24 protein-coding genes and 3 tRNA genes are annotated in these 21,413 nt (G+C 65.2%); 7 read left to right on the top strand and 20 right to left on the bottom strand.

Annotated features, from left to right (window positions below; all coding sequences use genetic code 11):
* Positions 1-179: 179 nt before the first annotated feature.
* Positions 180-698 (bottom strand): amino-acid N-acetyltransferase, encoded by a 519-nt coding sequence (locus tag ACLQ62_RS11440; protein WP_411721759.1) that lies wholly within the window; start codon positions 696-698, stop codon positions 180-182.
* A gap of 33 nt (positions 699-731) precedes the next feature.
* Here ACLQ62_RS11440 and ACLQ62_RS11435 point away from each other — a divergent pair, with 33 nt between their 5' ends.
* Positions 732-1,658: a Ppx/GppA phosphatase family protein gene (locus ACLQ62_RS11435; RefSeq protein ID WP_411721758.1), complete on the top strand. Its 927-nt coding sequence runs from the start codon at positions 732-734 to the stop codon at positions 1,656-1,658.
* Between the two features lie 138 nt (positions 1,659-1,796).
* Here ACLQ62_RS11435 and ACLQ62_RS11430 read toward each other — a convergent pair whose 3' ends face one another.
* On the bottom strand, positions 1,797-4,325 hold the full coding sequence (locus tag ACLQ62_RS11430) for an ATP-dependent Clp protease ATP-binding subunit (protein WP_411721757.1): 2,529 nt from the start codon (positions 4,323-4,325) through the stop codon (positions 1,797-1,799).
* Positions 4,326-4,530: 205 nt separating this feature from the next.
* Here ACLQ62_RS11430 and ACLQ62_RS11425 point away from each other — a divergent pair, with 205 nt between their 5' ends.
* The gene (locus tag ACLQ62_RS11425) at positions 4,531-5,148 is read left to right on the top strand and encodes a hypothetical protein (protein ID WP_411721756.1); all 618 of its coding nucleotides are present in this window, start codon (positions 4,531-4,533) and stop codon (positions 5,146-5,148) included.
* Positions 5,148-5,372: a helix-turn-helix domain-containing protein gene (locus ACLQ62_RS11420; RefSeq protein WP_411721755.1), complete on the top strand. Its 225-nt coding sequence runs from the start codon at positions 5,148-5,150 to the stop codon at positions 5,370-5,372. The genes ACLQ62_RS11425 and ACLQ62_RS11420 overlap by 1 nt, the downstream gene beginning before the upstream one ends.
* Position 5,373: 1 nt before the next feature.
* On the opposite strand, the gene cls is transcribed toward ACLQ62_RS11420, so the two are convergent.
* The 17 genes from cls to tilS form a co-directional block, all read right to left on the bottom strand.
* Positions 5,374-6,825, bottom strand: coding sequence for a cardiolipin synthase (gene cls, locus ACLQ62_RS11415; RefSeq protein ID WP_411721766.1), 1,452 nt, complete (start codon positions 6,823-6,825; stop codon positions 5,374-5,376).
* A gap of 80 nt (positions 6,826-6,905) precedes the next feature.
* Positions 6,906-7,109, bottom strand: a complete 204-nt coding sequence (locus ACLQ62_RS11410) for a hypothetical protein (protein WP_411721754.1) — start codon at positions 7,107-7,109, stop codon at positions 6,906-6,908.
* A gap of 33 nt (positions 7,110-7,142) precedes the next feature.
* Positions 7,143-7,289 (bottom strand): hypothetical protein, encoded by a 147-nt coding sequence (locus ACLQ62_RS11405; RefSeq protein WP_411721753.1) that lies wholly within the window; start codon positions 7,287-7,289, stop codon positions 7,143-7,145.
* 7 nt (positions 7,290-7,296) lie between these two features.
* Positions 7,297-8,814, bottom strand: coding sequence for a lysine--tRNA ligase (lysS, locus tag ACLQ62_RS11400; RefSeq protein WP_411721752.1), 1,518 nt, complete (start codon positions 8,812-8,814; stop codon positions 7,297-7,299).
* A 65-nt stretch (positions 8,815-8,879) separates the two neighbouring features.
* Positions 8,880-9,740 (bottom strand): pantoate--beta-alanine ligase, encoded by an 861-nt coding sequence (gene panC / locus ACLQ62_RS11395; RefSeq protein ID WP_411721751.1) that lies wholly within the window; start codon positions 9,738-9,740, stop codon positions 8,880-8,882.
* Positions 9,737-10,492: a Rossmann-like and DUF2520 domain-containing protein gene (locus ACLQ62_RS11390; protein ID WP_411721750.1), complete on the bottom strand. Its 756-nt coding sequence runs from the start codon at positions 10,490-10,492 to the stop codon at positions 9,737-9,739. The genes panC and ACLQ62_RS11390 overlap by 4 nt, the downstream gene beginning before the upstream one ends.
* Positions 10,489-12,168, bottom strand: coding sequence for a PH domain-containing protein (locus ACLQ62_RS11385; protein WP_411721749.1), 1,680 nt, complete (start codon positions 12,166-12,168; stop codon positions 10,489-10,491). The genes ACLQ62_RS11390 and ACLQ62_RS11385 overlap by 4 nt, the downstream gene beginning before the upstream one ends.
* Positions 12,165-12,731 carry a PH domain-containing protein gene (locus ACLQ62_RS11380; RefSeq protein WP_411721748.1) on the bottom strand — a complete coding sequence of 189 codons (567 nt, stop codon included), beginning with the start codon at positions 12,729-12,731 and terminating at the stop codon, positions 12,165-12,167. The genes ACLQ62_RS11385 and ACLQ62_RS11380 overlap by 4 nt, the downstream gene beginning before the upstream one ends.
* Positions 12,700-13,173 carry a DUF3180 domain-containing protein gene (locus tag ACLQ62_RS11375; RefSeq protein WP_411721747.1) on the bottom strand — a complete coding sequence of 158 codons (474 nt, stop codon included), beginning with the start codon at positions 13,171-13,173 and terminating at the stop codon, positions 12,700-12,702. Before ACLQ62_RS11375 ends, ACLQ62_RS11380 begins: the two co-directional genes overlap by 32 nt.
* Complete coding sequence (folK, locus tag ACLQ62_RS11370) at positions 13,170-13,706, bottom strand: 2-amino-4-hydroxy-6-hydroxymethyldihydropteridine diphosphokinase (protein ID WP_411721746.1); 537 nt, start codon at positions 13,704-13,706, stop codon at positions 13,170-13,172. Before folK ends, ACLQ62_RS11375 begins: the two co-directional genes overlap by 4 nt.
* Entirely contained in the window at positions 13,703-14,098 is a 396-nt protein-coding gene (folB, locus tag ACLQ62_RS11365; protein ID WP_411721745.1) for a dihydroneopterin aldolase, read from the bottom strand. Before folB ends, folK begins: the two co-directional genes overlap by 4 nt.
* Before the next feature lie 58 nt (positions 14,099-14,156).
* The gene (locus ACLQ62_RS11360; RefSeq protein WP_411721744.1) at positions 14,157-14,783 is read right to left on the bottom strand and encodes a biotin transporter BioY; all 627 of its coding nucleotides are present in this window, start codon (positions 14,781-14,783) and stop codon (positions 14,157-14,159) included.
* A 123-nt stretch (positions 14,784-14,906) separates the two neighbouring features.
* Positions 14,907-15,743, bottom strand: coding sequence for a dihydropteroate synthase (folP, locus tag ACLQ62_RS11355; RefSeq protein ID WP_411721743.1), 837 nt, complete (start codon positions 15,741-15,743; stop codon positions 14,907-14,909).
* Positions 15,736-16,314 carry a GTP cyclohydrolase I gene (gene folE, locus ACLQ62_RS11350; protein ID WP_411721742.1) on the bottom strand — a complete coding sequence of 193 codons (579 nt, stop codon included), beginning with the start codon at positions 16,312-16,314 and terminating at the stop codon, positions 15,736-15,738. The genes folP and folE overlap by 8 nt, the downstream gene beginning before the upstream one ends.
* Positions 16,315-16,343: 29 nt before the next feature.
* Positions 16,344-18,344 (bottom strand): ATP-dependent zinc metalloprotease FtsH, encoded by a 2,001-nt coding sequence (ftsH, locus tag ACLQ62_RS11345; RefSeq protein WP_411721741.1) that lies wholly within the window; start codon positions 18,342-18,344, stop codon positions 16,344-16,346.
* A 130-nt stretch (positions 18,345-18,474) separates the two neighbouring features.
* A complete protein-coding gene (hpt, locus tag ACLQ62_RS11340) occupies positions 18,475-19,026 on the bottom strand; it encodes a hypoxanthine phosphoribosyltransferase (protein ID WP_411721740.1) in 552 nt (183 codons plus the stop codon).
* A gap of 9 nt (positions 19,027-19,035) precedes the next feature.
* Positions 19,036-20,052, bottom strand: a complete 1,017-nt coding sequence (tilS, locus tag ACLQ62_RS11335; RefSeq protein WP_411721739.1) for a tRNA lysidine(34) synthetase TilS — start codon at positions 20,050-20,052, stop codon at positions 19,036-19,038.
* A gap of 46 nt (positions 20,053-20,098) precedes the next feature.
* On the opposite strand from tilS, the gene ACLQ62_RS11330 reads away from it, so the two are divergent.
* From ACLQ62_RS11330 to ACLQ62_RS11315, 4 genes are all read left to right on the top strand, one after another.
* On the top strand, positions 20,099-20,593 hold the full coding sequence (locus ACLQ62_RS11330) for an inorganic diphosphatase (RefSeq protein WP_411721738.1): 495 nt from the start codon (positions 20,099-20,101) through the stop codon (positions 20,591-20,593).
* Between the two features lie 159 nt (positions 20,594-20,752).
* A tRNA-Glu gene (locus ACLQ62_RS11325) sits at positions 20,753-20,825 on the top strand.
* Positions 20,826-20,861: 36 nt separating this feature from the next.
* Positions 20,862-20,935 (top strand) — tRNA-Asp (locus ACLQ62_RS11320).
* Between the two features lie 61 nt (positions 20,936-20,996).
* Positions 20,997-21,069 (top strand) — tRNA-Phe (locus tag ACLQ62_RS11315).
* A gap of 85 nt (positions 21,070-21,154) precedes the next feature.
* Here ACLQ62_RS11315 and ACLQ62_RS11310 read toward each other — a convergent pair.
* Positions 21,155-21,413, bottom strand: a 259-nt coding sequence (locus tag ACLQ62_RS11310) for a hypothetical protein (RefSeq protein ID WP_411721737.1), incomplete at its 5' end; no start/stop codon positions are given.

Genomic DNA, 21,413 nt, shown 5'->3' with positions numbered 1-21,413 from the left:
CGAGGGATGAATGAGGCGCGCCGACAAGCGCGCTCCATTGCGGCACAAGCCAGGGTCAGCGGCAGCAACACCCGCAACGCTAGGGCCGCTACATGACGCCCATTCACCCGACGGGTAAACAGTGAGTAAAAGCTATCCACACGGGTGCGCACTCACAAGAGCGCCAACGAATGAGCAGGTCAGAGGCGTTTGAGCATCCGTGAGTTGCCGAGCGTGTTCGGCTTCACCCGGGCGAGGTCCAGGAACTCGGCCACACCCTCGTCTGAGGAACGCACCATCTCTGAATAGACCTCAGGGTCGATGACGCCTTCACCGATCTCGCCATACCCGTTTCGGGTGAAGAACGACACCTCGAAGGTCAGGCAGAACAACCGCGACAGACCGAGCTCTCGGGCATCCGCTTCAAGCCGTTCGAGCAGGGCGCGACCCACACCGGCGCCCAGCCAGCCCGGGGCGACGGCGAGCGTTCGGACTTCACCGAGGTCCTCCCACATCACGTGCAGCGCGCCGCAACCGATGAGGGTTCCGTCGAAGGTCTCGGCCACCCGGAATTCCTGAACGGATTCGTAGAAGACGACACGTTCCTTGCCGAGCAGGATGCGCTCGGCGACCAGGGGCTCGATCAGCTCACGAATTGCGGCGACATCTGCGGTGCGCGCACGACGCACGGTGAATTCAGGCGTCCCGGGCTTCGTCATGAGCGCAAGTTTAGCGACCGGTAACCTGAGGGTATGCGACTCGGAGTGCTCGATGTGGGCTCAAATACCGTCCATCTGTTGATTGTCGACGCTCATGGCGGCGCCCGCCCTGTTGCCCAGGCTTCTCATAAGTCGGTGCTCCGGCTTATGCGCTACATCGACGTCGACGGTTCCATCACCGAAGAGGGAGTCGCCTCGCTCGTCGGCGCAATTCGGGATGCGGCGCGAATCGCCCGGGACAGCAACCTCGATGAGTTGCTGCCCATGGCGACGTCGGCCATTCGTGAAGCGGCGAACGGGCCGGAGGTTCTTTCGCTGATCGAGCGCGAAACCGGCCTCGACCTGCATGTGCTGAGTGGAGAGGAGGAAGCGAGGCTCACCTTCCTGGCGGTTCGTCGCTGGTACGGATGGTCGGCCGGCAACATCCTGCTCTTCGACATCGGAGGCGGTTCGCTGGAGATCGCGCTCGGGAAGGATGAAGAGCCAGAGCTCGCCCTGTCGCTTCCTCTCGGCGCTGGACGATCGACGATCGGGTTCCTCCACAACGACCCGCCGACCCAGGCTCAGCAGAATTCGCTTCGCGACCATGCCAAAGGGGTGCTTGAGGCAGCGCGGTCCGAGTTCTCCGGGTTGGGCAAACCGGGACAGATCGTGGGGTCGTCGAAGACGATTCGATCTCTCGCCCGCCTCGCCGGGTCGGAGAGCGACGGCGTCGGCGAGGAGGACCGCCTCACTCTTCGTCGGAACCGGCTTGACGACTGGGTGCCACGGTTGGCTCGGATACCGGCGGATTCGAGGCCGGCGCTGCCGGGAATCACGACCGACCGGACGTTCCAGATCGTCGCGGGAGGCATCGTCCTCAGCGAGGCGATGGCGGCATTCAACGTCCGTGAGCTTGACGTCTCGCCGTGGGCGACGCGCGAAGGCGTGCTGTTGCGCTACCTCGACCGGCTGGCGTGAGCGCCGCCGGATCAAACGGATGCATTGGGGACTCGCCGTGGACACGCGGCGGTTTTCGGCGCGGCCGGAAATCGATCCGCCTGGCCAATGCACGAAAGGCCGGGAGGGTGAACCCTCCCGGCCTTTCGTTGTCGCACCTTAGTCGCCGGTGATGGCGAGGTCAGGGGTGACCGAGCCTGTACCGAGTGAACGGCCCGAGTTCAGCCCTGCCGCGACGGTCTCACCGCGCGGCTTGGTCACGAACACGAACTCTCCTTCGGCGAAGTCCACATGGATGTGGTCACCGGAGTTGAGCTCGCCGTGCAGGATCTTCTCGCTGAGACGGTCCTCGACCTCGTTTTGCATGGCACGGCGCAGGGGACGTGCACCGAGAGCGGGGTCGAAGCCGACCTCGATGAGGCGCTCCTTCGCTGCGAGGGTCAGGTCGATCGTCATGTCACGGTCGAGCAGTCGCGAGCTGAGGCGCTTCGTGAACAGGTCGACGATCTGCAGAAGCTCCGGCTTGGACAACTGCGGGAACACGATGGTGTCGTCCACACGGTTGAGGAACTCCGGCTTGAAGTGCTTCTTGAGCTCCTCAGTGACCTTCGCCTTCATGATCTCGTAGGTCGCGGTCGTGTCACCTTCGACCTGGAAGCCGACCGGGCCGCCCGCGATCCCCTTGGAACCGAGGTTCGTGGTCATGATGATGACGGTGTTCTTGAAGTCGACCAGTCGGCCCTGGCCATCGGTCATCCGTCCCTCCTCCAGAATCTGGAGGAGCGAGTTGAAGATGTCGGGGTGAGCCTTCTCGATCTCGTCGAACAGCACGACGCTGAACGGCTTGCGGCGGACCTTCTCGGTCAGCTGCCCGCCCTCTTCGAAGCCGACGAATCCGGGAGGAGCACCGAACAGTCGCGAGACGGTGTGCTTCTCGCCGTACTCGCTCATGTCGAGCGAGATGATGGCGTCCTCGTCGTCGAACAGGAACTCCGCAAGAGCCTTGGCGAGCTCCGTCTTACCGACACCGGTCGGGCCCGCGAAGATGAACGAGCCTGAGGGACGCTTGGGGTCCTTAAGACCGGCGCGGGTGCGCCGGATCGTCTTCGACAGTGCCGAGATGGCTTCTTCCTGGCCGATGACGCGCTGGTGCAGCGCCTTCTCCATGAAGACGAGTCGGCTCGACTCTTCTTCAGTGAGCTTGAAGACGGGGATGCCTGTGGCCTGCGCGAGCACCTCGGCGATGAGACCCTCGTCCACCGTCGCGGTCGTTTTGACGTCTCCCGACCGCCACTGCTTCTCGAGGCGGAGTCGCTCGCCGAGGAGGTTCTTCTCCTCGTCGCGGAGTGATGCCGCCTTCTCGAAGTCCTGGTCCTCGATCGCCGTCTCCTTGGCACCGCGGACGACGGAGATCTTCTCGTCGAACTCGCGAAGCTCGGGCGGGCTCGAGAGGATCGACAGACGCAAGCGCGCGCCCGCCTCGTCGATCAGGTCGATCGCCTTGTCGGGGAGGAACCGGTCAGCGACGTAGCGGTCGGCGAGGTTCGCCGCCGCCACGAGCGCTCCATCGGTGATGGATACCTTGTGGTGGGCCTCATACCGGTCGCGCAGTCCCTTGAGGATGTTGATGGTGTGAGGCAGCGACGGCTCGGCGACCTGGATCGGCTGGAACCGGCGCTCAAGCGCGGCATCCTTCTCGAAGTGCTTGCGGTATTCGTCGATCGTGGTGGCACCGACGGTCTGCAGCTCGCCACGGGCGAGCAGGGGCTTCAGGATGCTGGCGGCGTCGATAGCGCCTTCAGCCGCGCCCGCGCCGACGAGGGTGTGGATCTCATCGATGAAGACGATGATGTCACCGCGGGTGCGGATCTCCTTGGTCACCTTCTTCAGGCGCTCTTCGAAGTCACCGCGGTAGCGGCTACCGGCGATGAGCGAGCCGAGGTCGAGGGAGTAGAGCTGCTTGTCTTTCAGCGTCTCAGGCACTTCACCCTTGACGATCGCCTGCGCGAGCCCTTCGACGACCGCGGTCTTGCCGACGCCTGGCTCACCGATCAGAACCGGGTTGTTCTTCGACCGGCGCGACAGGATCTGCATGACCCGCTCGATTTCCTTCTCACGGCCGATGACCGGGTCGAGCTTGTTGTCGCGAGCAGCCTGAGTGAGGTTGCGTCCGAACTGGTCGAGGATCTGGGATCCGCCCTGCGCTGTGGTCTCGGTGGTGTTGCCGCCGACCGCAGCGGTCTCCTTGCCCTGGTAGCCGCTGAGGAGCTGAATCACCTGCTGGCGCACGCGGTTGAGGTCGGCGCCGAGCTTGACGAGGACCTGCGCCGCGACACCCTCACCCTCGCGGATCAGCCCGAGCAGGATGTGCTCAGTGCCGATGTAGTTGTGGCCGAGCTGGAGTGCCTCACGGAGCGACAACTCGAGGACCTTCTTCGCACGCGGCGTGAAGGGGATGTGGCCGGTCGGCTGCTGCTGGCCCTGACCGATGATGTCCTGGACCTGCTCGCGGACGGCGTCCAGCGAGATGCCGAGCGACTCCAGAGCTTTCGCCGCGACGCCCTCACCCTCGTGGATGAGCCCGAGCAGGATGTGCTCGGTACCGATGTAGTTGTGGTTGAGCATCTTGGCCTCTTCCTGGGCCAGGACAACGACGCGACGAGCGCGGTCGGTAAATCTCTCAAACATGTTCGCTCCTTGGGTGCCCGGGCAGGGATGGGGACACCGTTAGAAAGAGCGTAACCACCGCTGGTTCGGATTTGGGCCTTGTTCGCTCACGGCGCGAAGCCTGCATGGCTCGGCCTCCCCGGCTTTCTGAACCACCTCTTGACAGACATAACGACTGTCGATAGCTTATCGATATTCGTTGTTATCGATAATCGTTAGGAGCACCATGCACGCCGCCGGCACACTTTCGCTGACCCGGTCCGACCGGGCCGACCTCTGGACGGTGATCATCGTTGGAGCCGTTGCCGCCGCCGTCACCGTCGGGTTCGCGGTCAACCGCCTCGCGGACATCCTGCCGAATTCCGGTGTGGAGGTACTCGTACCGTTTGCCGACACGGCCGCCCCCGTGCCGATCGGGCCTGACGGTGCCCTTGTGCCGGTGGAGATCGACCAGGCCGTCCTGACGGTGTCGGGCCTGCCGGGGGTCGTCGTAGCGTCTCTCGCCCTTGCGGTGGTCGTCGACGCTCTGATGGTCCTGACGATCATCGCGTGCCTGGGCACGCTGTGCAGGAACTTGATGACGAGGGGGCGCGCTTTCTCCCGCACCAACACACGGCTTGTCATCACGACGGCCATCGCGCTGATCGCGGGCACCTCAATCGGCACGCTGTTGCAGACGATAGGGGTCAACGGCGCGTTCGCCACCGTGAGCGAGCGAAGCTACGAAGCCATGGTCGCCACAGCATCACTCGCCCCGTACTTCATCGCAACCGGTCTTGCCGCCGTCGCCCTCGCCTTCAAGGCCGGGGAACGGTTGCAGCGCGAAACAGAAGGGCTCGTGTAGTGGGCGGGGCAGACGACGGACCGACCGGCATCCGGTGTCGGCTCGATGAGCTGCTCACCGAGCGGCAGATGACCCTGACCGAACTCAGCGAGCGGGTCGGCCTCAGCATCGTGAACCTGTCCGTGCTGAAGAACGACCGGGCTCGGGCGATCCGCTTCTCGACGCTCGTGGCCATCTGCGATGCTCTGGGCTGCGAGGTGGGGGAACTGCTCGTAAGGGCGTGACCTACTGCAAAGCCGAGCTGAGGCGGGCGAGGTTGTCGAGGATGGTGGAACGGAGCGGCTGTTTCAGCCATTCGTCCAGGGTGAGTTCGCGACTCTTGAGCCGGTACTCGTCTTCGACCTCTCGCATGTCCGAAACGAACGACGCACCGCGAACCATGAGCGACACTTCAAGGTTCAAACCGAACGAGCGCATGTCCATGTTGCTCGAGCCGATCACAGCGACGTCGTCGTCGATGGTGAAGTGCTTGGCGTGCAGGATGTATGGGGCCGGGTAGAGATAGATGCGCACTCCCGCTCGAAGCAGCGCCTCATAGTAGGAACGCTGGGCGTGGTAGACGAGTGCCTGGTCCCCGATCTCAGAGACGAACAGGTCGACCGGGACGCCGCGATGAACCGCCGTGGTGATGGCGTACAACATCGACTCGTCCGGCACGAAATATGGACTCGTGATGACGATACGTTTCTGGGCGGCGTAGAGCAGCCCGAGGAACAGGCGCAGGTTGTTCTCACCGTCGAAGCCGGGGCCGCTCGGCACAACCTGGCAGTCGAGGTCGCCGTCGTCCAGGTCGGGGTCGGTCACGTCGATCTCGCGGCTCACCAGTTCGCCGGTTTCGCTGTACCAGTCGCTGAGGAAGATCGCATTGACGCCACCGACCACCGGGCCCTCGACGCGGGCAACCAGTTCCTGCCATTGCAGGCCGCGGCGCAGGTTGCCTCGCTTGTTGTAGCTGCGGTCGATGACGTTCTGGGAACCCATGAACGCAACGTCACCGTCGACGACGAGGATTTTTCGATGGTTTCGGAGGTCCGGCCGTTGGAACTTGCCCCGCCACGGCTGAAGCGGAAGGAGCAGATGCCATTCCGCGCCGGTCTCGTCAAGCCGCCGCCTGGTCTTCAGATACCCCTTGGTACGCAGGTTGGCGACGTGATCCAACAGGACCCGCACGGTGACGCCGCGCTGCACCGCGCGTTCAAGGGCGTCGAAGAACGGAGCGGTCGTCGCGTCGCAACTGAGGATATAGAACTCGACGTGCACGTGATGGTGCGCCGCGTCGATCGCCTCGGTCATGGCCGCGAGGGTCTTGTTGTAGTCGCCGAGCAGGCGGGCTTCGTTGCCGCCGAGCAGGGGCAGTGCTCCGAGATTACGGTTCAGGCGAACGAGGTTGGTGAACCAGAGTGGAAGACCCGGCTGCAGATCCTGCTTCGGCAGGTTCTCCCCGGCGATCCGGATGAAGTCGTTGATCTCGTCCTGGATCTCACGGCGCTTCCTGGGGAGCTTCGGATGGCCGATGAGCAGGAAGGCGATGACGCCCGCGTACGGAATGAGGAAGATGGCGAGAAGCCAGGCCATGCCGGCTGTCGGGCGGCGATTGCGGGGAACGACGACGATCGCGATGACCTTGATGATGAAGTCGATCGTGAAGAACAGAACGACCCACCAGTCGGCGAACATGGTCGCCCACAGGGCCGCTAGATCCACGCACGGGCTCCTGACGTCGGGAAGGGTGCCTTCAGCTTATCTGCCGGAGCAGATTAGTTTTCAGCTGAGCCGCCCGTGGCTGGGGACTCTGCCGGCGGAAGGCCAAGACGCGAACGCTCCGCCGCTTCAAGGTCAGCGTATGCAGCACGTTCATCACGGTCCGCGTGGAAAATCGCGCGCATGACGAACCAGAAGATCACACCGACGAGGAGCGTCGGGATGATCGACCAGAGAGCATTGAGCCAGTAATTGTCCATGACCCTACAAGGATACCCCGGCCGGGGCTGCGGTCATCCCGCCGCGACGATGCCGACGATGCCGGAGATCAGCAGGTACAACCCGATACCGGCGACGACCACCCAGATGATGATCCGGTTCGTGGACGGCTTCTTCGGGTCCCGTGGGTTCAGCTCTTCCTTGGGCAGGTAGTCAGTCATCGCCGTCTCACTTCACGAGGGGGAACAGGATGGTTTCGCGAATGCCGAGTCCGGTGAGGGCCATCATCAACCGGTCGATGCCCATTCCCATGCCTCCGGTCGGGGGCATGCCGTGTTCGAGGGCACGCAGGAACTCCTCGTCGAGGCGCATCGCCTCGGCATCTCCACCGGCGGCGAGTCGGGCCTGCTCGACGAAACGCTCACGCTGCACGACGGGGTCGACCAGCTCGGAGTAGCCGGTGGCGAGTTCGAATCCCCGGATGTACAAGTCCCACTTCTCAACCACGCCGGGGATCGAACGGTGAGCACGAACGAGCGGCGACGTGTCAACAGGGAAGTCGCATACGAACGTGGGCCGAACGAGTCCGGACTTGACGAAGTGCTCCCACAGTTCCTCGATGTACTTTCCGTGGATCGGATGCGGGACAACGATGCCTTCGCGCTCCGCGAGCTCTCGCAACTCCTCGATCGGCGTTTCGGGCGAGATTCTCCGGCCGACAGCCTCTGACAGGCTGTCGAACATTGAGATCCGGTCCCAGTCTCCGCCGAGGTCGTACTCGGTGCCGTCAGCCCAGGTGACCGTGTGCGATCCAGCGACAGCGAGAGCAGCGTCCTGGATCAGGGTCTGGGTGAGGTCGGCGATCGAGTTGTAATCTCCGTAGCCCTCATACGCCTCGAGCATGGCGAACTCAGGGCTGTGAGTTGAATCGGCACCTTCGTTGCGGAAGTTGCGATTGATCTCGAAGACATGGTCGATCCCGCCGACGATGGCTCGCTTGAGGTAGAGCTCGGGGGCGATGCGCAGGAAGAGCTCGGTGTCGAAGGCGTTCGAGTGGGTGACGAACGGGCGTGCGGATGCTCCGCCGTGCATGACCTGCAGCATCGGGGTTTCGATCTCGAGGTATCCGCGGTCGGTGAAGGTGCGACGCAGGCTGGCGACGGCCCTGGATCGCTGGATGACGTTTTGCCGGGCCTGTTCCCTGGCGATCAGGTCGAGGTAGCGGCTGCGGACACGGCTCTCTTCACTGAGTTCGTTGTGCAGGTTCGGCAGGGGCAGGATCGCCTTCGATGCGACTCGCCACTCGCGAACCATGACCGACAGTTCTCCGCGACGGCTGGAGATGACCTCGCCGGAGACGAAGAGGTGGTCGCCGAGGTCGACGAGTTCCTTCCAGAGCGCGAGGGAGTCCTCACCGACTTCGGCAAGCGACACCATGGCCTGAATCCGGCTTCCGTCCCCTGACTGGAGGCTTGCGAAGCACAGCTTGCCTGTGTTGCGGAGGAACACGATCCGACCGGCGACGCCGACGACATCCCCGGACGTTTCATCGGCTTCGAGGGAACCGTACTGTTCCCGGACGGCCGGAATGGTGGTGGTGACCGGTACGGAGACCGGGTAGGCACCACCGGCGGCATCCGCTGCCATCGTCATCAGGCGCTCCCGTTTGGCCAGCCGGACCGCCTTCTGCTCGAAGATCTCGTCAGCGGTCGGCTCGGCAACCTGGTCTGTGGTGGGGGCAGTCATGATCGAAAACGTCTCCTTGTGGGGTCGTCCCAGCTTACGTTGCCCTCGAGCACGCCGGCGCAGCGTCAGCCGACGACGATGCTGCGGTTGTCGATGAGGCGGGTGGTTCCGACCCGAGCGGCGATCAGGACGAGCGCTGTTCCGGAGTATCCCTCAGCGATGGGGAGGAAGGTCGCTGGGTTCACCACAGCGAGGTAGTCAAGCTCGACCCCGGGTTCACCGGTGATCACCGAGTGCGCTGCCGCGGTGGCCGCGTCGACGCCGCGATCTCCGCTGGCCGCCGCCGCCTCCAGTGCAGCAGACAGGGCGAGCGCCGAGCGGCGCCCGGCGGCGTCGAGGTACACGTTGCGGCTGGAGAGAGCGAGCCCGTCGTCCGCACGCACGGTCTGAACCCCGTGGACCTCGACGGGGAGATTGAGGTCACGGGCCATCCGCTTCACGAGGAACAGCTGCTGACCATCCTTCTCACCGAAGACGGCGGCATCCGGGCCCACGATGTGGAAGAGTTTGGCGACGACGGTCAACATCCCGTCGAAGTGACCCGGTCGGGTTCGTCCTTCCAGGCGTGTCCCGACGTCACCGGCGCTGACCCGGATGCCCACCTGGCCGTCCGGGTACATCTCGGCGGCGGTCGGCGCGAAAACAAGCTCGATGCCGCGCGCGGCCAGCCGGGTGACATCCTCGTCGAGGGTGCGCGGGTAGCTGGCGAGGTCTTCCTGCGGCCCGAACTGCAGCGGGTTCACGAAGATCGAAACGACGACGACGTCGCCGAGCCCGATCGCGTGGTCGACGAGGGCAAGGTGTCCGTCGTGCAGTGCACCCATGGTCGGGACGAGCACGACACGCGGATTCGGGATCCCTCTTGCGATTGCCGCGCGGCGGGCGTCGGCGATCCGAGAACGGATGTCAGCGATACTGTTCGTCACCCACCGATGGTACCGGCCTGCGGCGGCACGTCGTCGCCCGGCTCCCGGCCCAGCGGGTCTGTCGAGAGCTGTCCGGTCTGCTGCAGCGCATTGTCAACGGAAGATCGGACGAGCGACGACAGGAAAGCGCCCGGATGTTCCACCCCGATCCCCGCGAGGATGCCTGTCGCCTGCGCGACGATGGACCGTGAGAAAGCTGTCGCAATGTCGATGGCCTCTCCATAGGCCGCGCGGTCCTCTTCTCGGACGACAACGGGTTCTCCGCCCATCTCGACGACGAGTGCCTGGCCGATCGGCTGGACCGGCGTCGGCGCCGTTACGGCGAACCAGCTCTCGGTGAGGCGCGAGATGTCGATGCTCGTCCCGGTGAAATCCATGGCCGGATGGATGGCAAGCGGGATGGCGCCGAGCGCCTGCGCCGGCGCGAGCACCGATGTGCCGAAGCCGGCCGCCGTGTGCATCACCAGTTGGCCTGGAAGCCAGCTCGATGTGGCTGCAAGACCGGCAACGAGCGACTCCAGTTCGGAGTCGGGAACCGCGAGGATCACCAGTTCGCTGCGCTCCACGACGCTCGGAATGTCGAGAATCGGCACCGCCGGAAGCATCGCTTCAGCCCGGTCGCGGCTCTGGGCGGAGACCGCGCTGATTCCGGTGATCGCATGCCCGGCGCCGGCGAGCGCAGCGCCCAGCACGGGTCCCACCCTCCCAGCTCCGATGATGCCGATCCCGAGGCGACCGGCTCGCGCGTTCACTGCTGATCTCCGATGTTCGCTGGTGCGGTGACGCCATCCTGTGCCTGGGCCCACCGATGGCTGCGGTCTGTTCGTGTGGCAGCTACGATCCCTGCGGCCACCTGCTCGAACAACCGGGCGGCGTCCGCCGTGCCGATGGCCGGCAGACTGGCGGTGATCGGTCCGAGAACGGTGTGGACGCGCGCGGACGCGAGGCGCAGCATCCGCTCGATCGGTCCTTGGGACACGGCGAAACTCACCACTCGAGCCAGGGGAAGGAGATCGACCTTGCGCCAGACGACGCCCTTGCGGAAGACGAGCAGGCCGTCGTGCAGCGTGTAACCGGTGCGGCGCCAGGCCAGCGGGTTCAGCCACCGGGCGCGCCGGGGAGCGAGGACGAAACCTGAGCGTGATGGTTCGCGGATCGCACGATCCAGTTCGTCATGGAGAGCATCCGACGACACCCCGCCGAGCATGAGTTCGACAACGCGCGACACGTCCGTCAGGGTGCCGACCGGGAGCACCGTGGTGTTTCCTTTGCCCCCGGCAGCCGCCTCGACCGACAGGCCAGCCTTGTTGATCTTGACCTGCCACCAGCCGAACGGCCGCCACAGGATCGACTGGGACACCTCGATGGCGTGAACCCGCCCGGGAGGGAGCGTGTCATTGCTCGTGGAGAACAGCCCGAAACCGATCCTGACGCCGGAGGGCGTTCCGGCGATCGAGTACCGCAACGACTTCGTGATCGACGACCAGAAGTAGCTGACGATGCCGATCACGCTCGGCACGAACCAGAACAGCGCCCAGATCTGCCCGTGAACGAGCGAAACGATCATCACCACGACAAGGATGAGGAGAAAAACGGTCCCGAGACTGAGCAGCGTCGACGCGACCAGCCGACCGATGGGGATGCGCACGACGGACTCGGGTGGAGCGGTGCCTGGGACGAGTTCCGGTGCCAGGAATTCGTTGACCCGCTCGTTGACGATGCGGCTGAGCGCTGCCTCGTTTTCGATTCCGTCAGGGCCGACCGTCGGCGCTGGGGCAACCCCCTGCTCGGCCAGCCTCACACCGGAGGCGAGCGTGAGCACATCGCGGCGCAGGTCGTCGGCATCGCGGGAGAAGAGGTATTCGAGCTTGACGCTGGCATCCTGCCCGGCGACGCTGACATCCATCTTGGCGGCGCCGAACAGCCGCGGCAGGAACGGCCGCGCGATTCCGACGCCCTGGATACGGTCGAGTTTGGCCTTGCGGTGCGTTCGGAAGAGGATGCCGCTACGCACCTCGACAGCCTCGTCGGTCACCCGGAACGTGTGCATCCGCCAGGACTGGTAGAACCCGCCCATCACCACGGCGAGCACGACGAGGACGGCGAGCAGGGCCAGCCCGACGTAGCCGTGCTCCCAGACATACGTGATCGGGTCGTAATCTTCTGGGTCGTACTCGCCCTGGCGGGGCAGGAACAGGTCGACCAGTCGTTCCCGCAGGTTCGCGATGACGAAGCCGGCGATTGCGAGAAAGGCGATCCCTCCCCGGAGGAGAGGAGTCGCCGGGTGCAGTCGGTGCCATTCCCCATCGGTCAGGCTCCGCCGCTGGCGAACCCCGGCCGGCTGCTGGGCCTCGGGACCCGGCGACCACGGGTGCTCAGGGCTTCCCGCGTTGCCGTGCGGGAGGAAGGCCTCCGGCTCGCCGGTCATAGGCCTGTCCGCCTGCTCTCCGCGACGGTGACGAGGTGGTCTCGCAGTCGTTCGGCCTCGTCCTCGGGCAGACCGGGCAACACGATGGCACTCGCCGCCGACGCGGTGACGAACTTGAGCTCGGCCAGGCCGAACGCGCGGGCCACAGGACCCCGGTTGATGTCGATGAGCTGCATCCGCCCGTACGGCACGGCGACCATGCGTGTCCACATGATCCCGCGGCGGAACAGCAGATCGTCCTCCCGAAGCTGGTATCCGATTGAACGGATGCGGCGGGGCGTGAATACGGCGCCAAGCGCGGTCACGACGAGCAATGCCCCCATCACCCACCACTGCCAGCTTTGCTCGAACAGCACGGCCCACAGGATGGCGACCGCGATCACGATGAGGGCGAAGATTGCCTCACCGATGAGGTCGACGAGGATGTACTTCGGCGATACCCGACGCCACTCGCCCGACACCTCAACCCGCAGGGGAGCGTCGGCGTGATCCTGCTCGACCGCCTCGGTACCCCGCTCGGGAGCGGGCAGGTCAGGAATCGCGGGGGGACCCGGGTACGTCATCGTCCTCATCCTTCGGAAGCGTGCAGAGGTGTTCGGCGATCAGTCCTGCGGTCGTGAGCACCGCCGCGCCAACGCAGGAAGCGATCGCGAGCCACATCGAGCCTATCGCGGGCAGGACCGGCCGGGTCGTGAAATAGAGCACGGCGCCGAGAGAGGCACCGGTGAGCAGAGCACCGACAAGGCTGGACGCCTTGGCGAGGACGACGATCCGCATGGCCTGGAAGGGGTCGATGCGGGCGTTCCGCTTGCCGGTGACCGCGCGGCGGATCGGAATGGCCACACCGAGCACGACGGCGCCGACGACCACGAGCGTGAACGGCATCGTGAGCGGCGGGACGAGCAGAGGGCGGCCATACGCCTCGAGGCCGTACTCGAGCAGGAACCCGGCGACGAACCCCAGAGCAGCGAGCCCGACCAGCGGTGTCGCGTGCGTTCGGTTCACCGGGTCGCTCCGAATGGATACTCAAGCGATTCAAGCAGGCGGGCGACCGGCCCGGCCCCGGGCAGCACCGCACCCGGGTCGAGTTCCAGCCAGGGAGAGAGGACGAAGTATCGCTCGGCTGCGCGTGGGTGTGGAACGACGAGATCATCGGTTGTGAGCACGAGGTCGCCGTACGCGATGATGTCGATGTCGAGTGTGCGGTCGCCCCAGCGCTCGGCCCGAAGCCTGCCGAGCTCCGCTTCGATCGTCTGGACGGCGCGAAGCAACGCTCGCGGCGGAAGCGACGTGCGCACCAGTGCGACGCCGTTGAGATACCGGGGCGCAGACTCGTCCTCACCGCTGGGCTTCACAGCGACCGATTCGATGAGGGTGGACACCGCCGTCACCGTGGCTCCGTGGGCGGGGAGCGCTGCGAGTCCCGCCCGGATGTTCGCTTCTCGGTCCCCGAGGTTGCTCCCGAAGGCAAGCACCGTCTCGACCGGCCGAAGCGGCCGGACCGGCGGGTGAATAGGCGGTTTCGGGATCGGGGTCATGACCGGGCGGTCCGCTGCGGGCTCGTTGCCGCATACCGAAGGATGCTGACCGCGACGTCGTCGAAGGGCACGGAGATCGGAGCATCCGGCTTGTGAACGGTGACACGGACGCTGCTTGCAGCCGGATATGACAGCACCAGATCGGCAACCCTCTCGGCAACTGTTTCGATGAGGTCGACGGGGTCAGCAGCTACGGCAGCCGCGACCCGCTCGGCGAGCTCCCCGTAATGGATCGTCTGCGCCACGTCGTCGCTTGCCGCCGCAGCCTGCAGGTCGATGCCGATGGTGAGGTCGACGACGAAGTCCTGGCCGTTGTTCCGTTCGAAGTCGTAGACCCCGTGGTGCGCCCGCACGCGGAGTCCGGTCAGGGAGATGCTGTCGCCGGTAGTCACAGTGCCCACTCTACGGTTTGCCAGCGCGAGCGGCGAAGGAGCTCGATGGCTCGGTCGGCTACGTCGCCGAGGCGTCGCGCTTGTCGTCGATGTTCTTCACCAGGCGCCAGGCGAGCGGGAGGATCGAGGCGGCGAGGAGCCACTTCACGACACCGCCGACGATAAACGGATAAAAGCCGAAGCCGAGAAGCGAACCGAGGTCGGTGGGCAGCCCCATGCTGCCGAGGATCATACCCATGTACGGGATGCCGAACAGGAACGGCACGATACTGGCGCCGAGGAAGGCGAAAAGCGACAGAACAGGCCGCTTGTCCCAGTTACGTTCAGCCAGCCAGCCGATGAACGCGGCTGCGGCGATGAAACCGATGATGTAGCCGAAGGACGGCTTGGCGACGGAGAGGAGCCCCCCGGTGCCGCCGGCGAAGATCGGCAGCCCGGCAAGGCCGAGCAGCATGTAGGTGGCGAGCGAGACCGCGCCACGCCACGCGCCGAGCGAGGCGCCGACGAGCATCACGCCGAGCGTCTGACCCGAGACGGGGACCGGCCACATCGGGATCTCGATGAGGGCGGTGGCGCTGACCACAGCGACTCCGGTCAGCATGAGGGCGATGTTGTTCACGACGCTGCGCGGAACAACCCTGTCGGCGAGGGTCAGGCGTGAGGGGGCAAGCGTTGCGGTCGTCATTGGTTCTCCCGTGTCCGGCACTCGGTCCGCGGTTGCGGCACCGCTGAACACACTATCCGGAAAAACGCCGCCCCGAGGTGTGGCCTTGGCGCAACGCGCGCTGCCGAACTGTGAAGGTTTCCTCTAAGCGAGGCGGGCACGCGCGGGCCAGCCGAGTCGCCGGCGCACGTCGAGAGCAACGGCCGTTGCTCGGACGTTGTGCACGCGCACGCCCCAGATGCCGGCATCCGCGAGCAGGGCGCTGATCACCGCGGTGGGCAGGTCCCGGTCAGCCATCGGGGCCCCCTCGTCGAGGAGTGTGCCGATGAAGCGCTTACGCGACGCCCCGACGAGGAGCGGCAGCCCGATCGACTGCAGTTCGTCCAGCCGGGAGAGAATCTGCCAGTTGTGATCGGAGGTCTTCGCGAACCCCAGTCCCGGGTCGAGGATGATCCGGTCGCGAGCCACGCCGGCCGACTCGACGGATGCGAGTTGCGCGACCAGCTCAGCACGGACATCCGAAACGACGTCATCGTAGAGCGACCGGGAGTCCATGTCGGTACTGTGCCCACGCCAGTGGCTGAGCAGGAAGGTGGCGCCAGTTTCGGCGGCGACCGCCGCCATGTGCGGATCGGCCTGACCGCCTGAAACGTCGTTGATGATCTCGACACCCGCATTAACCGAAGCTCGGGCGGTGTCTGCGTTCATCGTGTCGACGGACAGGCGGATGCCGTCAGCGGACAGCGCCCGGATCACCGGAAGGATGCGTCGCTGTTCCTCCGCACTGCCGATGCGTTCCGCGCCCGGCCGGGTCGACTCACCGCCGACGTCGATGAGGTCGGCGCCGTCCTCGGCGAGCTGCCGACCGTGGGCGATAGCCGCAGCGTGGTCGAGGTAGCGACCGCCGTCGCTGAACGAGTTCGGGGTGACGTTGAGAATGCCCATCACCAGCATCGGGGTAGCGGGCATGCTTTCAGTCATGGGCAGGGCCGCCGCGGCCGAGAAGCGCCATGATCTCGGCGCGCCGGACGGGATCGGACAGCTCTCCGCGGCTCGCGAGGGTGAGCGTGGACGCTGCCTCCTGGCGTGAGCCACGAGCAGAGACACAGCCGTGCACGGCGTCGAGGACGACGAGAACTCCTCGCGCGTCGAGTCCGCGTTCGAGGGTGTTGGCGATCTCCTCGGTCAGCCGCTCCTGAAGCTGCGGGCGGGACGCGAGCGTGTCGACGACTCGCGGCAGCCGGCCGAGTCCGACGATGCGGTCGCTCGGCAGGTAGGCGATGTGGGCGACACCGAGGAACGGGAGCAGGTGGTGCTCGCAGATCGAACGGAAGGAGATGTCGCGCACCACGACTGCTTCCCCAGGTCCGTCCGCACCGACCGGGATGGCATCCGCCAGGAGGGCAAGAGGGTCCTCCTGAAGACCGCCGAAGAACTCCTCGTACGCCTCGGCGACTCGTTCGGGGGTGCGAGCGAGCCCCGGCCTGGATGGGTCTTCTCCGATCGCGAGCAGCAGCTCCGTGACGGCCCGCTGGATCCTCTCGCTGTCCATCCGGGCCCCTTCGGTCTCGCCCATCGGGCTTATGCCGTTGCCGGTCGCGGGTTCACCTGGGGTGTGCGGGCGGCCTTGGAGTCGCTCTCAACCCCGCCGTCGGTGACACCGGGATCGATCGGCGCCTTCGAGATGGGAACGGCGATCGGGGGGTGTTCCGAGACAGGACGGTTGGTACTCGAGAGCCACTGCGGGCGAGGCGGCAGCTTGCGGATGTCAGCAAAGATCTCAGCCAGCTGGTTGTGGTCGAGGGTTTCCTTCTCGAGTAGTTCGGCCGCCAGACGATCGAGAATGTCTCGGTTGTCGTTGAGCACCTGCCACGCTTCGTCGTGGGCTTGCTCGATGAGCACACGCACCTCGGCGTCGACGGTCTCGGCGATCTGCTCCGAGTAGTCCCGCTGGTGTCCCATGTCACGGCCGAGGAACACCTCTCCACTGGCCTGGCCGAGCTTGATCGCTCCGACGTTGGCACTCATGCCGTACTCGGTGACCATCTTGCGGGCGATGCCTGTCGCCTTCTCGATGTCGTTCGAAGCGCCCGTGGTGGGGTCGTGGAACACCATTTCTTCGGCGACGCGACCGCCCATGGCGTAGGTGAGCTGGTCGAGAAGCTCATTGCGGGTGACGGAGTACTTGTCTTCGAGCGGGAGCACCATGGTGTAACCGAGGGCACGGCCACGCGGGAGGATGGTGACCTTGGTCACGGGGTCGGTGTTGCGCATCGCCGCTGCGGCGAGGGCGTGGCCGCCCTCGTGGTACGCGGTGATCAGCTTTTCCTGGTCCTTCATCACCCGGCTTCGGCGCTGCGGGCCGGCCATGACGCGGTCGACGGCTTCGTCGAGGGCCCGGTTGTCGATGATCTGCGCGTTCGACCGTGCGGTGAGGAGCGCCGCTTCGTTGAGCACGTTGGCGAGGTCGGCACCGGTGAAGCCGGGGGTCTTGCGGGCGAGGACGTCGAGGTCGACGGTCTCGGCCATCGGCTTGCCCTTGGCGTGCACCTCGAGGATCCTGGTGCGGCCCTTGAGGTCGGGCGCGTCGACGCCGATCTGGCGGTCGAACCGGCCAGGGCGCAGCAGGGCGGGGTCGAGGATGTCCGGACGGTTGGTCGCGGCGATCATGATCACGTTGGCTTTGGGGTCAAAGCCGTCCATTTCGACCAGCAACTGGTTGAGGGTCTGCTCACGCTCGTCGTGCCCGCCACCCATGCCTGCACCGCGGTGTCGTCCGACGGCGTCGATCTCGTCGACGAAGATGATGGCCGGCGAGTTCTCCTTGGCCTGGGTGAAGAGGTCGCGGACGCGACTCGCGCCGACGCCGACGAACATCTCCACGAAGTCGGAGCCGGAGATCGAGTAGAACGGAACGCCTGCTTCACCGGCCACGGCGCGGGCGAGAAGCGTCTTGCCGGTTCCTGGAGGACCGTAGAGCAGCACACCCTTCGGGATGCGAGCACCGACGGCCTGGAAACGGGCTGGCTCCTTGAGGAAGTCCTTGATTTCTTCGAGTTCTTCGATCGCTTCGTCGCTGCCGGCGACATCCGCGAAAGTGACCTTCGGCGATTCCTTGGATACCAGTTTGGCCTTCGACTTGCCGAACTGCATGACCTTACTTCCGCCGCCCTGCATGCTCGACAGCATGATCCAGAAGAACACACCGATGAGCAGGAGTGGGAGGAGCAGCCCGAGCGCTGACAACCACCAGCTGGGCTGCGGCACCTTGTCGGTGAACCCGTCGCTCGGCGCTGCGGCGTCGACAGCGGCGACGACGTCGTCAGCCCGCGCGGTGAGGTAGTAGAACTGCACCGCTGTGCCGTTGTCGCCGTCGGCTTCGGCGAGGGTGAGGTCGGCGCGGTTGTCGCCCTCGGTGAGCGTCACCTCGGTGACCTTGCCGTCCTCGAGGAGCTCGAGCCCGTGATCGGTCGAGACCTCACGCATCCCGTTGACGTTGAGCAGGCTTGACCCGACCCAGAAAACGATGATGGCGATCAGGATGTAAGGCAGCGGGCCTTTGAAGATGCGCTTGAAGTTCATAGTTCGGATGAGCGGATGCCCAACACCTTTCTGAAGGTTCGGCGAAGCGTCGAACGCCCCGTGACGTCAAGGGTATCGCCAGAACGCTGGACGCGGCCTCTATGTTCGCCGAAGGGGGAACGGCGCCGCCTCAGGCGTAAACGTGCGGCGCCAGCACTGCGACGTCGCGCAGGTTCCGGTAGCGCTCGTCGAAGTCCAGGCCGTACCCGACCACGAAGTCCGTGGGGATGTCGAAGCCGACATATTTGCAGTCGATTTCGACCTTCGCTGCCTCTGGCTTACGGAGGAGTGCGCACACCTCGATGGACGCAGCACCGCGCGAGGCGAAGTTGTCGAGCAGCCAGGACAGGGTGAGTCCTGAGTCGATGATGTCTTCGACGATCAGCACGTGGCGGTCGGTGAGGTCTGAATCGAGGTCCTTGCGGATCTGCACGACACCGCTGGACTTCGTACCGGCGCCATAGGACGAGACGGCCATCCAATCGATCGACACGTGGCTGGTCAGCGCACGGGAGAGGTCGGCCATGACCATGACCGCTCCTTTGAGGACTCCGACGAGCAAAAGATCCTTGCCGACGTAATCGGCGTCGATGCGGGCGGCGAGCTCAACGAGCTTCTCCTGGATCTGCTCCTCGGTGACGAGGATGGTCGTGAGGTCGCGTGAGATGTCGCTCGATTCCATGCGTTCATCTTATCCGCGAGCGGTGAACACCAGCAGCGCTCCCTGGCGTGAGACCCGGATGCCAGGGACGTCGATTGGGCCCTGCCCGCGCCAGTCGGTCACCAGGCGAGCCACCTCGAGGGTGTGTCCCCGGTCGAGGGACCTGCCGAACTCACTCGACGCGACCAGCCGGATGATCCGGTTGCGGAGCGCCGCCGGATTCGCAGCAAGAGCCCCAACGTCGACGGCGATGCCGGCTTCAGCCGGTTCGCAGATCTCCTCGATAATCTCCTGCACCATGCGGTCGAGAGCCTCGGAATCCTCACGCAGCTGCTCAGCCGTTCGGGCGAGCGCTTCTGCGATGCCGGGGCCGAGCTCCTGCTCGAGGACGGGCAAAACCCGATCCCGCACCCGCACCCGGGTGAACCGAGGGTCCGAATTGTGCGGGTCGACCCACGGCTGGAGCGTTTCGGCTGCGCACGCGGCGTGGGTGACCTCCCTGCGGACGTCGAGCAGCGGCCGCAGGTACAAACCGGCCACCGGGGGCATGCCACGCAGGCTCGCCGCCCCGGAGCCCCGCGCCAGCCCGAGCAGCACGGTTTCTGCCTGATCATCGAGCGTGTGCCCGAGCAGGACCAGGCTGGCACCCGTCGACTGTGCGACAGCGGCGATCGCACCGTAACGCGCTTCGCGGGCGGCTGCCTCCGGTCCGCCGCCCTCGGCGACCTCCACCGTCCTCACGAGGACAGGGGCGAGGCCGAGCTTCTCCGCCGCAGCCGCAGCCTGGGTCGCCACGTTTGCCGAACCCGACTGGAGGGAATGGTCGATGACCACCGCTCCAGCCCGGATCCCGAGTCGCGGCGCCTCGAACGCTGTTGCTGCAGCGAGTGCGAGGGAGTCCGGGCCGCCACTCAGGGCGACAAGCACGAGGTCGCCCTCGACCAGTCCCGAATCCCGGGCCGCCGTGAGCGCACGACGCACGGCAAAGCGCACGACGGCGACCGCCGAGGAGAGCGGCGGACGGGGAAGCGAACTGTTGTTGGGCATCAAGTAACGTTATTGCAGACTTTCAGACAAAAGAGGAGAACACTTCATGACCGGATATGACGTCGTCGTAGAGATTCCCAAGGGCAGCCGCAACAAGTACGAGGTCGACCACGAAACCGGTCGCGTCTACCTGGACCGTGTGCTGTTCACCGCCTTCAGCTACCCGGTAGATTACGGCTACTTCGAAAACACCCTCGGTCTCGACGGAGACCCGGTCGATGCGCTCGTCCTTCTCGAGTACCCGGTCTTCCCGGGGGTCGGCCTCAAGGTCCGCCCGGTCGGCGTTCTCAACATGAGCGACGAGGCCGGTTCTGACGCGAAGGTCGTCTGTGTTCAGGACAAAGACCCGCGCTGGGCCCACATCCAGGACATCACCGACGTTCCCGAACAGACCCGTCTGGAGTTCGAGCACTTCTTTGCCCGCTACAAGGACCTCGAACCGAACAAATGGGTGAAGATCGAGGGCTGGGGCGACGCTGCCGAGGCCGAAGCGATTGTCGAAGCCGGCATCGTCAAACTTCGCGAAGAGGGCGGCCACTAGTCATCCGTTCGCATCGTTTGAAACCCCGCAGCCGTCACCGGCCTGCGGGGTTTCCCCCGTTTCGGGCCCGATTTTCCGGGCTCCCCATACTCGTTTTGGCAAATCGCGCTCAGACCCGTATGCTTCTTCTCGGTAGTTACGGAGCCCTCACAGGCTCTCGGCCCCATCGTTTAGTGGCCTAGGACGCCGCCCTTTCACGGCGGTAGCACGGGTTCGAATCCCGTTGGGGTCACATAACTACTACACTCAGTAACAAGTAAAAAAGTAAGGCCCTGTAGCGCAGTTGGTTAGCGCGCCGCCCTGTCACGGCGGAGGTCGCCGGTTCAAGTCCGGTCAGGGTCGCTGAGGAGAAGAGCCCTTCCGCAAGGAGGGGTTTTTCACCTTTAGGCCGCGAAAGCTGCCTGGCTCTGTAGCTCAGTTGGTAGAGCGTTCGACTGAAAATCGAAAGGTCACCGGATCGATGCCGGTCGGAGCCACTGAAATCCTCGTAAGGCTTCTACTTGCGGGGATTTCTTCATTTAAGCGGGAGTTTCCGCCGAGGCAACCGAGGGTTTTCTCGTTTCAGCGGTCGATTCCCTCGGGCCCGCGCCGAGGCTGTGCCATTAATGTGCCATTAAGGCGTGCAGGAGTCCGCCGCTGTTTTGCTTCCGGTAGGGCGCCCTCGTCTTTTTTCAGCGCGTCGTTGAGAGCGGCTCCTGCACGAAGCGCGACGCCCTCCCGGGCACGCGAATAGCGTTCGGTGACCTGGAGGCTTGAGTGACCCAGGGTCGCCTGCACATCTGGAGCGCTGGCGCCGGCATCGAACAGGATGGTCGCGAAG

Origin of the sequence: Mycetocola sp. (assembly GCF_046716805.1) — a bacterium.
In the GTDB taxonomy this organism is placed as follows: Bacteria; Actinomycetota; Actinomycetes; order Actinomycetales; family Microbacteriaceae; genus Mycetocola_A.
Note: the sequence above shows the minus strand (reverse complement) of the source record. Positions and strands in the feature narration are given on the sequence as shown.